The sequence below is a fragment of the Pseudoalteromonas sp. S3785 genome, from assembly GCF_005887365.1.
Classification (GTDB): domain Bacteria; phylum Pseudomonadota; class Gammaproteobacteria; order Enterobacterales; family Alteromonadaceae; genus Pseudoalteromonas.
Genome location: NZ_PNCT01000002.1, coordinates 48,017 through 62,872, shown reverse-complemented (window position 1 = coordinate 62,872; position 14,856 = coordinate 48,017). Strand labels below are relative to the sequence as shown.

The following is a 14,856-nucleotide window of genomic DNA, read 5'->3' as shown; positions in this document are numbered from 1 at the left end:
AACTGTGACGGTGATCATCAGTGATGGTACAAACCAAGTTGAAACCACGGCGCTTGTACAAAACGGCGAATACGTTACCGATCCGATTGATGCAAGCGCATAAATGACGGCACGCTCACCGCCACAGCTACGGTAAGTGATATAGCAGGAAATAACGCAACAGATACAGATACAGTGACACATGATAAAACAGCCCTAACCAGCATTGATGTTGCAACAGGCGATGACGCTGTTATTAATAGCGCAGAGCAAAGTAATGTAGTTGTAAGTGGCGTAATAGAAGAGGCTGATGCTAACGAAAAAGCGACCGTGGTATTTACCGATGAGAACGGTAAGGAAGTCACGGTTGAAAACGTTGCTATTGACGAAGATGGAAAATGGCAAGTTGATGCAGTAGACATAACAGCGCTTGCTGATGGTGTAATTACAGCAAGCGTTAGCGCATTAGACGTTGAGGGCAATTTAGCCACAAACTCAACCAGCTTTACTAAAGACACTACAGTTGCAATAACAGTCGATATAAACGATACAGACGACAACGTAATTAATGGCAATAGTGAAAATACAAGCGTTGAAATTACAGGTACCACAACGGGTGTTGAAGACAATCAAACGGTCACTGTTGTAGTAAAAGATGCAGCCGGTAATGAGCGCAGCTTTGAAGCCACCGTTACTAATAATGCTTACACAATCACAGGTGCAGACGTATCAGCGCTTGACGATGGCACATTAACTGCCACAGCCACAGTCAGTGATGTAGCCGGTAACACAGCCACGAATACAGACACAGCCACACACGATAAAACAGCAACTACTACCATTACAATGGCAGCGGGCGATGACGTAGTTAATAGCGATGAGCAAAGTAATGTAGTAGTAAGCGGTGTAATTGATGAAGCCGATGAAAACCAAACAGCCACCGTAATATTTACCGATAAAGACGGTAAAAAAGTAACGGTTGAAAACGTCGCTATTGACGCAGATGGAAAATGGCAAGTTAATACAGCAAACATAACAACGCTTGCCGATGGTGAAATTACAGCAAGTGTTAGCGCATTAGACGTTGAGGGCAATTTAGCCACAAACTCAACCACCTTCGCCAAAGACGCCACCATTAATATTGATATTGATACTGGTGAAAACGGCATTAACAGTAGAGCCTTTAAAGCGGGTGAAGTAACCACGCTAAACGGTACAACTGATGCAGAACCTGGCTCTACAGTCACGCTCACTATTTTTGATGGTATTAACAGTGAAGTAGTGACTGCTGCAGTCGCAAATGATGGAACTTGGAACGTTAATGATATTGATGTGTCTGCGTCTGCGCTTGATGATGAGCAACAGTGGACTATTGTTGCCTCTGTTACAGACTCAGCAGGTAATACCGCGCAAGACAGCACGCCAATACTCGATGCGCTTGATAGCCAATCATTAAATGAAAGTAATACTGCAAATGGTGGCACAAGCTCAGCGACTAGTTCAATAGAAATAGATAACGCAGAGCTTACATTAAGTACAAATCAATCAGGTCTTGAAGGCTTAACGGTAGACGGCAACCCTGTTTCGGTTACCTTAGCAAGCGATGGTTTATCTTTAGAGGTAAAAGACTCGCAAGGTAACTTAGTGTTAAGTGTGTCGCTTGAAGGTGGAGAACTTACTACTACGTTACATGCACCTATTGATCACGAAAGTGAAAGTGATAGTTTACTTACTGATATTTTTGTAGATGCACTACAAACAGATACCGATGGCACAACCGAACTAGTCGTTGTACCAACAGCCGTGACTATTACCGACTCTGCCCCACAAAGTAGTGACGACAGCTTTACAGTTACAGAAGCCGACACTGATGCGGGTAGAGTATCAACAGGTAGCTTAGTCACAAACGACAGTGTAGTTGAAGGCGCACCAACCGTTACAAGTGTAACATTTAATGGCACTGATTATGGTGTAACAACAAGTACACCAGCCACGATAGTAACCGATGAAGGTACATTAACGGTTAACAGCGATGGCACATGGAGCTTTAACGCGCTTGATAATCGAGACTCAACTCCTTCACCACAGTTTACGATTGAATACACAATAGAAGATCGCGACGGAGTTGGCAGCTCAACCAGTACAGCCACATTTACAGTACAAGATGGCAGTGCGGGCAGCTTTACAAATCAAGCCGCTACTTATACAGAAAGCGATTATGGTGTTATTACCACGAATAACAAATCCTTTAGTGTTGCTGCAGGTTCTGATGCACTTGTTGCTGATTCAATTACCTTTGATGACACTATTGCAAGCTTAAATTCGTTGAATCTAACTAGTTCTGGCTCTGCTATTAGCTTTGTTTTAAGTGGTGATGGTAAAACAATTATAGGCTCTGCAAATGGCAGCGAAGTAATCCGCTTTAGCGTAAGTGCAACGCAAGATGCCAATGGCAAAGATTTAGATGCTAGGGTTCAAACAACAGTCAGCTTACCGCTTGATAATCCTGATGGAGAAAATATCGATTTTGCGCTTTCTGTTAATGGTGAGGATAGTGATGGTACGGTAATTAGCGGTAATGGCAATGTAACCATAACCATTGTAGATGGCACAGGACCACAGCTTGCCAATATAGATTCTGCAAACCTTGATGAGTCAGGTTTAGCGTCCGGCTCAGATACATTTAGCGGTACATTAGATACTGTTATTGGCAGTGATAGCTTTTCGTCATTAACCTTTGCTGTTACAGGCTCGCAACCTGGACTAACCTCTGGTGGCGAGGATATTCAATATACTTTAAGTGAGGATGGCTTAACGCTTACAGCACATACAGGTGATATAAATAACCCTGTATTTATTGCTACTTTACCTGAGATCACAAACAGCACAAGCAGCCAAGCAAACTTACAATATACAATTGAGCTTATTCGCCCTATTGATAATAACGGTAATAGTAGCTTTAACCTTGCAATTGAATTGAAAGATCAAGATGACGATATTGATGAAGAAAATATTACTGTAAACGTTACAGATAGTGCTAATGCAACGCAAACCTCGCCAACGTTCAATGTCGCAGAAAGCCCAGAAACAGGCAGTACTGGTCAGTCCGATACACAGAGCATTACTATTACGGCTGGCGGTGAGGCTGTTAAATCACTTGGTATGAATGTAGCTTCAGGTGAGGCGGTACTTGATAGCAATGGCAATGCTCTTACCCAAAACGGTGAGCCGATTACATGGCAAGTTAATGAGGATGGTACCGCAAACGGTGTAGTTAATGGCGTTACTGTATTTACGGTAACTCTTCCAACTGATGTGGATGTAGCTGCAGGCACCTCTGAAAGTTACAACATTGTCTTTGAAATCGTAGGGGCTATTGATCATTTAGATTCACAAGAAACAGCGCTTGCTATTAACGTACCTATTATTTCAACTGATGCCGATGGCACTAGAGAACAAAGTGCATTAGCAGTAAACGTAGAAGATGGTCAGTCACCGAGTGTCACAACTTCAGGCGACAGCGCTCCTGTGGTTGACGAAGAAGGCTTGCGTAATAACGACTCAATTAAAACCGAGGGCAATATTAGTGTTACGTCAGGCTCAGATGAAGTTGTTGAAGTGAAACTAGCTGACGGTTTTAGTTTTTCTGGTTACACCTCTTCAGGTGAAGACGTTACGCTATCAAATACAGCTGACGATAATGGCTGGTATTTAGCAACAGCACCAACAGGCGAAAGCGGGGCAGCTGAAACAGTTTTCCGCGTTAGGTTTAATGCTGATGGAACCTTTGAGTATGAGCAATTCAAAGCCTTAGACCACGAAGCGGGCAATGGAGAAAATACACTTGATGTAATAATCGATTTAGTAGCGGTAGATGCCGACGGGGATATATCAAATTCACAAAGTGTTGTTGTTGCCACAGTAACTGATGACATCCCAAGCTTACCTGGTGCAAGTAAAGCATTGACGGAAGGGGAAACCGTTACAATCGATTTATTAGCTAACCTTGAAGGGGGAGCTGATGGGGCGACGGTAACAAGCATTACTTATAACGATGTGGTTAGAAATGTGGGCGATACATTCGCTTTAAATGATGGTGATGAAGATTACGGTACTGCTACAATTAATTCAGATGGTAGCGTAACAATTACCACCACTACATTTGGCTCATCAGCTAATGATTTTGTTGACACAATCACTTATGTTGTAACAGATACTGACGGTGATACAGCGACAGCAGATTTATCACTGACTACAAGTGATGACATTGGTGAGATGACCACCACTGCAACAGATGCCAATGAAGATGGCTCTTCTACAATTACTGTTACCGTAAACCCGGGCGATATTGACCAAAATGAAACGGTTACTCAAATACGTATTGAAGAAAGTTCTTTACAAGGTGGAAAGTTATTATTAAATGGCAGTGAGCTAACAGCTACCGATGGTTATTATGTACTAAGTGGCAGCCAGTTAAGTATTGATGCTAATGGCGTAGCAACTATAAACGGCGCTTTAACATTTGAACCGCTTGCCGATAGCTCAAACCAAACTCAAACGGTAAACCTAACTATTGATGCAACAGTAACGACTGATAATGGCAATCGTGAATACAATGCCACTCAAGCAGTAAGTGTTATATCAGTGGCCGACACCCCTGATTGGGATAACACAAACGATTACAGTTACACAACTGCAGAAGATACCGAAGCTGCTATTAATATTGGCGCTACACTGCAAGATACAGATGGCTCAGAAACACTCACTTATATAATCAATAATATACAAGAGGGCCTAATTGTTACAGCCAATGGCCGTACGCTATCAAACGGTGATGAAATAACCGCAGCAGAGGCACAAAGCTTAACTGTAGTTGGCGAAGAGCATGTAGCGGGCACGTTTACTTTTGATATTACTGCTGTAGCAACAGAAGCTGAAAACAACGATAGTGCATCATCAAGTACGCAAACGGTAACGGTTGAAATAACCCCTGTTGCTGATGAGCCTCGCTTATTTGTGCGTAACCAAACCGTAGATGAAGATTCGCTCACCCCTGCTATAGACTTATTCAGAGGTTTACTGATTGACCAAGACGGCTCCGAAACGCTTAGTTTTGAAGTTATATTGCCAGAAGGTTTTGAGCTGGTAGACGAAAATGGAGATGTGTTAATTCAAGATGCAGATGGCAATTGGCTTGTAAGTGATGTAGAGCTGCAAGCAGGGAACATATTCTTAAAACAAAAAGAAGATGCCAGCCGTGCAACCGATGCTACATTTGATATTACGGTTACAGCCATAGCAACAGAAACCAGCACTGGTGAAGAAGCACGTACACAGCCTGATACTTTACAACTTACGGTTATAGGTAAAATAGACCCACCAGAGCTTGATGAAGAAAACAGCAATGATAACTGGACCTTTACTACAGTAGATGAAAACAACTTTACGCTGCAAAATACTCAAGGCATAGAAGATACTAATCTACGTTTAGATTTCTTAATTGTGACCTCTGATGTGGATCAGTCAGAAGCAATTAGTTTAGTTATTTCTGACTTACCAGACTCGGTAATGCTAGTAGATGTAAACGGCGACCCTGCTAATTTATCAATTGTTGGTACTGATGCTAATGGCAAGCCAATGTATAGCTTAACGGCCGCAGAGATGGAAAATTACTATTTAGCGCCTGTTGATGACTTTAGTGGTGAAGTTAACTTTAATATTAAAGTAGTCCCGACAGAGGCTGATGGTGATACTGCTGATTACAACATTGCTGTAACTACAAACTTTAATCCAACAATCGACAATAATACGCAAAGCCTAGCAACAACGTCTGAAGGCAATGAAGATACACGTATTGCGCTTAACTTTAACCCAGATTTAATCGACAGCGACGGGTCAGAAACAATAACAGGTGCTGTAATTACAGGTATACCAGCAAACACTACCTTGTACGTTGATAGCAGCGAAGTGAGCGCAGGTAGTGGGTTTGATTTAGCTGATTTAATTAATGACGAATACCCAACGCTTGAGGATGTTTTAGCCAGCGATAGAGTGCGTTTGCTGCCTGATGAGGATTTCTCTGGCACGCTAACTGTTGATGTACTTTACACGGTGACCGATACCTCTAATGTAGGCAGTGTGAGCGAGGATATTAGTAGTCAAGTTACAGTCACTGTTAATGGACAGGTTGATACCCAAAGTAGTGCTGAGCGCGATAACAGTGGTGCTGTTACCCGTCTTGAAGCAACGGATGACACAATAACTAGCTCAAGCAGAACACTAAGCCTATCGGGGGCTGTTAGCTTTACTGAAGAAGATGTTGATGGCTCTGAGGTTATTACTCACATAGAGATAATACTCCCTGATGGCGTAAATATAGAGGTGCTTCATCCAAATGGTGCGTACCCAGATGGCTCTGGCCGGTGGATTATACCTATTGATGCAGGCACAAGTGACACAGTAACAGATGTAATTAATGACTTACTTGCTGATGTAACCTTAGAAGCACAAAACTCTACAGGTGATATAGAGGTTACTGTTAAAGCGCGCGTAGCCGATGGCAGCCATGCGGTATTACTAAGTGACAACTTTACCGTTAACTTTACTGTTGAAGGAGACGGTAGTACGTCAGAGGCTTCTGAAGTAGGGCAGTTACAAATTTCGGTGGTAGATGCAGTAGAAGATGAAGCAGTTGATTTTACAGGGCATATTAATACCAGTTTAACTGACGATGAAAACGATACCGTTACTGTTTACATAAGTGCAGATAACTTACCTGAAGGTCTTATTATTGAAGGTGATGGTGTTATCGCAATTCCAGGAGATGACGGTGAAGTTGCTGAGTATATTATTCCTGAAGGATCACTTGGTAATTTAAGCTTTACCAGTGCTGGTGATGACTATTCAGGGCAGTTAATTATTCCGGTAACGATCATTGCGGTAGATGATGATAGTGGCGATGAATATATTGATGACACGCAATCTTTAGAAATAGATGTGACCCCAGTCGCTGATGGTGGTGAGTTCAGTGCTGCTATTAGCAAAATTAAGGAAGATAACCGTACCACAGCACTTGGCTTAACATTAGCTTTAACCGATTTAAACCAAGTAGATGATGAGTCAAACCCAGAGCAAAATGGCGGGGTTGAAGAAGTTGATTTTTCTCAGCCAATTATTATTACCTTACCGGATGGCGTTGGATTGTATGACCCTGATAGCAAGTTTACCGATAACGGCGATAACACGTACACATATAACGGTACAGAGGCAGAGTTTGCTGCTGCACTGGCAAGTATTGGGGTTGAGCCAACTGAAGATCAATCTGGTACTGACATAGATATTCAAATAACGGCAACCATTGTTGATACTGCACAATTAAGTACAGGTACTGCCACAGATACAACGCAAGTTACTAATACAATTAGTATTGCAGTGGAGGCAGTGACTGACGAAGCAGTATTAACAGTAGCAGATGCACAAGGTAGCGAAGATACTGATATAGCATTAACGGGCTTAAGTGCACTGCTAAAAGATAATGACGGCTCAGAAACTATTTCAATTACTATCTCTGGCGTACCAAAAGATGCCGTACTAAAAGATGCTGATGGTAATTTACTTGTTAATAATGGTAAAGATGGTGGCACCTTTAATGGTGAAGACACCACAAGCTGGACTGTTACTGCTGAGCAATTAGCTGGTTTGATTATTGTACCGCCACTTGATTTTAGTGGTGAATTTGAATTAACCCTAAATGCGCTAACTCAGGATGAATCACCAGGTGAAATAGTACAGACTTCAGCCTCGTTTATGGTTGTTGTAAACCCAGAAGCCGATGCATTGGATTTTTCTAAAAAGCCGTTTGAAAGCTACGATGGACAAGAAGATGACACCCTAACTATTGACTTAGAGGCCTTTAGTGAAGAAGCGGATGGTACGGAGACAATTCAGTTAACGGTGAATATAGCCGCAGATTCAGATGATTCAGTCTTGCAGTTTGTAGACGGTGAAGCGTTTATCACAGTAGGAAGTGAAACTGTGTTCTTTACTAGCGATGGTAATGGCGGCTTTAGTGCAACAATTACCAGTGACAGTAACTCAATCGAAAACTTTGACTTTAATGCCGGTGGCCTTGCCTTTGGAACATTAAACATGAGTGTTGATGTTGCAACTGTTGATACCGCACAAATTAATGGTGAAACAGTAACAAGTGTGGGTGAGACACAATCATCAGAATTTATTATTGAGTTAGAACCTCAAGCTGATGCGCCTGTATGGACTGCTGCAAATGATGTTACAAGTAATTCAACTAATAATATCGCCTTAAACCTAGATGTAGATTTGCAAAACCCTGCGGCAGATGAAACGGGCTATATTGAAATTACAGGTTTACCAGATGGGTACAGCTTTAATTTTGGTGAAAAAATCGGTGATACATGGACTGTTGATATTACTGATATTGAAGCCTTAGAAATTATTGATGCCGACGCTGGTGATAGCTTCACGCTAACACTTAATGCGTTTTCTACACTTAACGGTGAGACTCAACAAGCTCCCACCGAAGAGGTGGATGTGACAATTTCAGCTTCAGCAAGTAACACTTCAAGCTCAAGCGGCGCTCAAGCTCAATCATATAGTGAGGGCTCAAGTGGCAGCGACACTGCTTTCGCTCAAAGTATGAATGAAAGCCTAGACGGCGATCAAAACGTATGAAGTTAAATTTAAAACGAGAACAAATGCAGCTACTTGGCAAGCACATTGCTGATGCCCTGCATTTACGCCATCAAAGCGATAACTTGTTACTTGGTTTGCCTAGCAATGAGTTTTCGGCTCATCATTTAGAACAAGCATTGAGTAATATTAATGTCAGTGCTCAGCAGCAAACTGCGCCTAAGCATTATGCTTATCCTGCTTTGGTACTCGATAAAGATGGCTATTTTTGGTTTTTTGAGAGTAAGGGACAAAGTACATTTAGCTCGCAAGATGGAGCGGAACCAAAGCAGTTAACTGATATTGATAAAGAGTTAATTTGGTATCTCTCTCACGAAGATGTAACCGATGAGCGTTCAGAAAAACTCCATACCCGTATCCCCGGTTGGCTAAGACCTGCTTGGGAGCAGGTAAAACCATTTTATAACTCATTATTATTGGCGTCACTAACGGTAAATTTACTCGCATTAGTAGTGCCACTATTTACTATGAATGTGTATGACCGTGTTGTACCCAATGCAGCGTTAGATACCTTATGGGTATTAGCAACGGGTGCCACAATAGCGATTATTTTTGACTGGTTGTTAAAGCAAGCAAGAGGGCATTTAACTGATGCCGCCGGTAGACAAATAGATTTACGTATCAGTAGTATGTTGTACGCTAAGGTGTTGGGTATGAGGCTTGAGCAACGCCCAGCCTCTGCAGGTGCCTACGCCAAACAAGTGCAAGATTTTGACAGTGTAAGGGAGTTTATTACTTCTGCCACATTGGTTTCTGTTATTGATTTACCTTTCACCTTATTGTTTTTAGCATTGATATTTTGGCTTGGGGGGTTGATTGTACTTATCCCTGTTGCTGTGCTCAGCATTGTTATTATTACAAGTATTGTATTACAAGCTAAATTAAATGAAAGCGTAGAGCAGGCCTCTAAGTTATCAACTCAGCGCCAAGCGTATTTAATTGAAAACTTAAACCAACTTGTTGAATTAAAACAGATGAACGGCCAGGCAAATGCGCAGCAAAAGCTTGAGCAAACACTCGCTCAAATGGTTGATTGGCAAAACAAATCTCGCCATAGTGCTACAACGCTTACACATACCGTGGCAAGCTTAAGTCAATTTACTAGCATAGGCTTAATTGTATTTGGTGTTTACTTAATAAGTAATGGTGACATTAGTATGGGCGCACTGATTGCTATTGTTATGTTAAGTGGTCGAGCATCGGGGTCTATATCTTCGTTGGCTGGGCTTGTTTTAAAGTACAAACAAACGCAAACAGCTATTGAGTCAGTTAAAAATATAATGGCATTAGAGCAAGAGCAGCAAAGTGGCGAAAGTACAATTGATGCTTCTTTAAATGGCAATATTACAGCGCGTTATTTAAGTTTTCAATACCATGAGCAAGAACTTGAAGCTATTCACAATATTAATTTTGATATCAAAAAAGGTGAAAAAATTGGTTTGTATGGACGAGCAGGGTCCGGTAAGTCTACCTTACTGGCTATTATTGCAGGTCAATACAGAGCAACGTCTGGGCAACTATTAATAGATGACATTGACATAAAACACTGGTCTTTAAGTGCGTTACGTAGACAAAGCGGCTGGGTAGCACAAAGCCCAAGCCTATTTTATGGCACTGTGCTTGAGAATATCACGTTAGGCGCTCAAAACATCAACCCAACGGAGCTGACAAAAGCGCTTGTGCAATCAGGTGTGAGTCGCTTTATTGATCGCTTAGAGTCGGGACTTGAAACGCAAGTAGGCGAATTCGGCCGATTTTTATCTGGAGGACAACGACAAGCTGTTTGCATTGCTCGCGCAATATTACAAAGTGATAATTCATTACTCCTATTAGATGAGCCTTCCTCAGCTATGGATGAAGGGCATGAAAAACTATTAATTAAAACTTTAAAAGAGCGTACAGAAACGCTTGTTATTTCTAGCCACCGCAAAGAGATGCTCTCAATATGTGACAGGATTTTTGTTATTGACCATGGTCGATTAAAGAGTATAGAAACCCCCAAATCATTATTTAGCGAAAAAGTATCGGGCGGCGTAAAACTGGTGAGTAAAAAAGTGACGCGAGTAAGTAATGCCAATAGTGGGAGCGTGTCTAAATAATGGCTGATTTATATATGGGGCAGCTGCAAGCTGCAAAGCAAGCTAAGCGGTTGGTTATTATTGTTTTTATTTTGCTGTTATCAGTCGTTTTGTGGGCCAAGTTTGCTAAGCTAGAAGAGGTAATTATTGGACAAGGCACTGTTATTCCTGTTCAGCGTGTACAAACAATAGAAAACCTCGACGGTGGCATATTAAAAGAAGTACTTGTACATGAGGGACAGTTAGTTGAAGTGGGCGACCCATTGCTTTTAATTGACGAAACTCGCTTTGCGGCCGCTTTTGCAGAATCAAGCCAAGAGCGAGAGTCTTTACTCGCAAGGCGTAACCGCCTGTTAACAGAGCTTAAAAGTGTTGAACTTGATGATAAAAGTAGTTTTGGAGCCACAATTCAGCGCCTAGAAATACCACGAAAAGGCGTGTCGCCAGAGGTATATAGGCAAGCCTATAACACTTACACATCTCGTTTAACTCAACTCGAGTCACAATTACAGCAGCGTACGCAAAGCTTATTGCAACAAGAGCAGGCAAGTAATGAACAACTGGCTAATATTTCAGCGTTAAAGCAAAGCTTAAAGCTTACGAGCAGAGAGGTAGAGTTAACGCAAAGCGCAGTAGATGCTGGAGCCGTTGCTGAAATGGAACTGGTTAAATTACAACGCGATGAAATTGCAATGAAAGGTGAACTAAACCAAGCTACGGCACTGCTACAGCAGCTTAGAGCAGCCAAAAGCCAGGTACTTGAAGAACGCAAAGCGATTGTATTTGATTATTTAGCCGATACACAAAATCAGTTAGATGAAGTGAGTAATGAACTGGCTAAAATTTCACAAAGTAGTAAAGCGCTTGAGGACAGGCTGTTAAAAGCACAGGTAAGAGCGCCTGTAAGAGGAACGGTTAAAAATATAGTCTCGCGTTCTATCGGCAGTGTCATCGACCCTGGTGAAGTTATGATGGAGATTGTCCCTCAAAATGATCAGCTCTTAATTGACACTAAAGTACAGCCTAAGGACATTGGCTTTATAAGAGTGGGTATGCCTGCAAAGGTAAAATTTACTGCATATGATTTTGTTATATACGGAGGTTTAGAAGGTGAGGTCACATACATTAGTGCGGATGCGCAATATTTAGAAGATGGCACCGCTTATTACCAAGCTTTTATAAAAACCACCGTAAGTCAGATTGCTCAGCAGCCTATCATACCGGGTATGCAAACTCAGGTAGATATAATTACTGGGAAAAAAACTGTTTTAGATTACTGGTTAAAACCTTTGCTAAGAGCAAAGGCAAATGCCATGCGTGAACCATAATAGGAATATTAAATGCGAATTATAGGATTACTCTCTGTTTTAGCTTTAACACCGGGGTATGCAAGTGCTCTTACGTTAGAGCAATCGGTAGCAGAAACATTAAATACAAACCCTCGCTTAATGCAAAAATATGCGAGCTTTGAGGCTAAGTATCGTGACAAACGTAGTGCATTTAGTGAATATTTACCACAAATACGTTTATATGCAGCCTATGGTTATGAGCACGTTAATTATAAATCTGGTAGCGAATTTGATACTGAGCTCGACCGCCGTGAACTGGGCTTAAAAATAACACAAATGCTGTTCGATGGTTTTAGCACCTCTTCAGAGGTAGCGCGTTTAGATAATGAAGCGCGGGCCGATCAGCTTGGTTTAATTTCTGAGGCAGAAAACATCAGCCTTGAAGTTGTGCAAGTGTATTTAGATTTACTTAAAGCAATTGAATTAATTGAGCTGTCTGAAAAAAATATCGAAATACATAAAAAGATTTTAAGTGATATAGAGCAGCGTCATCAGCGTGGTTTATCAAGTGATGCCGATGTAGCTCAAGTGCAATCGCGTTTGGCAACATCACAGTCTGGCTACTTAGCGGCTAAAAACAACTTATTAGACATACAAGCAAATTACTATGATCTAGTCGGCAAGTACCCCGAAAACCTTGTTATTCCTAAAGCAGATGCGCATTTTATACCTAGCTCTTTAGAGGAAGCGATGAGAATTGCAAAAATTTCTCACCCTGAAATAGCTGCGGCTATTTATGATATTCAAGCGGCGAATAAGCAAATACAACGTGAAAAAAGTGGTTACTGGCCTAAAGTGAGTTTAGAGCTTGATGTTGCAGATAACCGAAATATATCAGGATCGCCTGGGCGAGATGACAATGGTCGTATAATGCTAACTATGAGTTACGATTTATACAGCGGCGGTAAAACAAATGCAAATACAGATGCCGCAAAATGGCGCTATCAAGAAGCTGTAGCAGTAAAAGATTCAACCCACAGACAGGTCAAAGAGGCTACTAGCTTTGCGTGGAATGCTTATGTGTTTTTAGACGAGCAAAAGAAGTTTTATCAGGAAAACGTTGGTTATGCTGAAGTGGCACAACAAGGTTACGAAAGACAGTTTGGCTTAGGGCGGCGTTCACTATTAGATGTTCTTGATTCGCAAATTGAGTTGTTTACTGCAAGAAGAAACTATATTGAATCAGCGTATGATCAACGTATTGCAAGTTACAGACTAATTAATGCAACGGGTCGTTTAGTGAGTGCCTTAAAAGTAGATAAGCCAGATGCTTGGCAGCTTGGAGATAGATAATAATGAAAAAAATAGCTTTATTAAGTGCCGCTTTACTTTTAACTGCCTGTGCGACAGAGCCTGGGCCGTACGAGCAAAAGTTACAGTCTAATGATTTGCTTGATCAAGACCAAGACGGGATTATTAACGAGCGCGATAAATGTGCAGATACGCCCCTTAAAGCAGTTACCGATAACGACGGTTGTGCGCTTGAGAAAAACATAAGTACAACACGTGGTGTGGTAATTAACTTTGAATTTGATAAGCATGTACTTACTACTGATGCAAAGCAAAAAGTAGCTGAGTTTGCCCGCTCTATTGAAAACTCACCATTATTGAGTGTTATTTTGATTGGGGATACGAGTAAAAAGGGATCACTAGAATACAACCGAAAGTTAGCGTTAAAACGTATTGAAACAGTCAAGTCAGCACTGCTTGCGCTTAATGTGAACGAAGATCAAATTTCACAACAAACGTTTATTGAAACTAAAAAAATTCCGCCAGAGCTACAAGGTCGAGAAACCCGTGTTATTGCCTTAGTTGAAGGTGAACAGTCTAGAGTTATGCAAATGCAGTTTGATGTTTACAACTCAACTATTTAATTAACTTATGCTATTTAAGAAGAGCCCGTCTTTAACGGGCTTTTTTTATACTTAAGCCTACCTTAATATTCTTTACTATACACTCTGAGTAAAGTGGCAACTTATTAAGGGATTTACATGGCTATTCAAAAAAAGCTAAAAGAAAAAACACGACACTTTATTGACTCAAAGCACATGCTTACAGGCATTACGGTGGCGTCGTTTTTAGAGTCCACGATAGTGCCTATCCCGCTTGAGGCTGTGCTTGTTCCGCTTATGCAAGCGCGTCGTGAGAAGCTGTGGTTAATCGCCCTTATGGCGACATTAGGCTGTATTATTGGTGCTTTATTTGGTTATGCACTGGGTTATTATTTATTTGACGCGATAGGTGACTGGGTTATTGAAATGTTTTCGAGCCAGGAGCAGTTTGAAAATGTGAAGCAGCAAATGCAAAATCAAGGGTTTTGGTTTGTAATGACGCTGGGCATTGTGCCCATACCGTTTCAAATAGCAATGCTTGCAGCAGGCGCTACTAAATATTCCATCTGGTTGTTTTTACTCGCTTCTGGTATTGCTCGTTCAATTCGCTATTTTGGATTAGCAATAGTGGTTTATTACGCAGGTAATAAAGCTGAGCAAATAATCAGTAAACATAAAACTAAAGCGATGATTGCTATTACTATTTTAGTATTGGCATTGTGGGGTATAAGCACCCTAATATAGCTTTTAAACTTTAAAGTTAACTACACTACGCCATAACTGCGGCTTGATACCAAAGCTGCAGTTCTATAGTTGAGCTGTGTATTTTTTTGCATTGCTTGGCTTAAGTCTCAGGTCATTTTTATGCTAAAGGACCAAAGCAACAAATAC

6 protein-coding genes are annotated in these 14,856 nt (G+C 41.3%); all 6 read left to right on the top strand.

Going from position 1 to position 14,856, the window contains the following annotated elements:
• The first annotated feature begins 174 nt into the window (after window positions 1–174).
• The 6 genes from CWC17_RS00475 to CWC17_RS00450 all read left to right on the top strand — a co-directional run bounded on the left by CWC17_RS00475 (window position 175) and on the right by CWC17_RS00450 (window position 14,709).
• Window positions 175–8,688, top strand: coding sequence for a beta strand repeat-containing protein (locus tag CWC17_RS00475; RefSeq protein WP_138611801.1), 8,514 nt, complete (start codon window positions 175–177; stop codon window positions 8,686–8,688).
• On the top strand, window positions 8,685–10,805 hold the full coding sequence (locus CWC17_RS00470) for an ATP-binding cassette domain-containing protein (protein WP_138611800.1): 2,121 nt from the start codon (window positions 8,685–8,687) through the stop codon (window positions 10,803–10,805). Before CWC17_RS00475 ends, CWC17_RS00470 begins: the two co-directional genes overlap by 4 nt.
• Window positions 10,805–12,112 (top strand): HlyD family type I secretion periplasmic adaptor subunit, encoded by a 1,308-nt coding sequence (locus CWC17_RS00465; protein ID WP_138542344.1) that lies wholly within the window; start codon window positions 10,805–10,807, stop codon window positions 12,110–12,112. The genes CWC17_RS00470 and CWC17_RS00465 overlap by 1 nt, the downstream gene beginning before the upstream one ends.
• A gap of 12 nt (window positions 12,113–12,124) precedes the next feature.
• Complete coding sequence (locus CWC17_RS00460) at window positions 12,125–13,426, top strand: TolC family outer membrane protein (RefSeq protein ID WP_138611799.1); 1,302 nt, start codon at window positions 12,125–12,127, stop codon at window positions 13,424–13,426.
• 2 nt (window positions 13,427–13,428) lie between these two features.
• Window positions 13,429–14,007, top strand: coding sequence for an OmpA family protein (locus CWC17_RS00455; protein WP_138542346.1), 579 nt, complete (start codon window positions 13,429–13,431; stop codon window positions 14,005–14,007).
• 117 nt (window positions 14,008–14,124) lie between these two features.
• Window positions 14,125–14,709, top strand: coding sequence for a YqaA family protein (locus tag CWC17_RS00450; RefSeq protein WP_138542347.1), 585 nt, complete (start codon window positions 14,125–14,127; stop codon window positions 14,707–14,709).
• Window positions 14,710–14,856 lie beyond the last annotated feature (147 nt).

Excerpts from the sequence above, each read along its gene's own strand:
- CWC17_RS00470 (WP_138611800.1), top strand. The coding sequence starts at position 8,685 with ATGAAGTTAAATTTAAAACGAGAACAAATGCAGCTACTTGGCAAGCAC.
- CWC17_RS00455 (WP_138542346.1), top strand. The coding sequence starts at position 13,429 with ATGAAAAAAATAGCTTTATTAAGTGCCGCTTTACTTTTAACTGCCTGT.
- CWC17_RS00460 (WP_138611799.1), top strand. The coding sequence starts at position 12,125 with ATGCGAATTATAGGATTACTCTCTGTTTTAGCTTTAACACCGGGGTAT.
- CWC17_RS00450 (WP_138542347.1), top strand. The coding sequence starts at position 14,125 with ATGGCTATTCAAAAAAAGCTAAAAGAAAAAACACGACACTTTATTGAC.
- CWC17_RS00465 (WP_138542344.1), top strand. The coding sequence starts at position 10,805 with ATGGCTGATTTATATATGGGGCAGCTGCAAGCTGCAAAGCAAGCTAAG.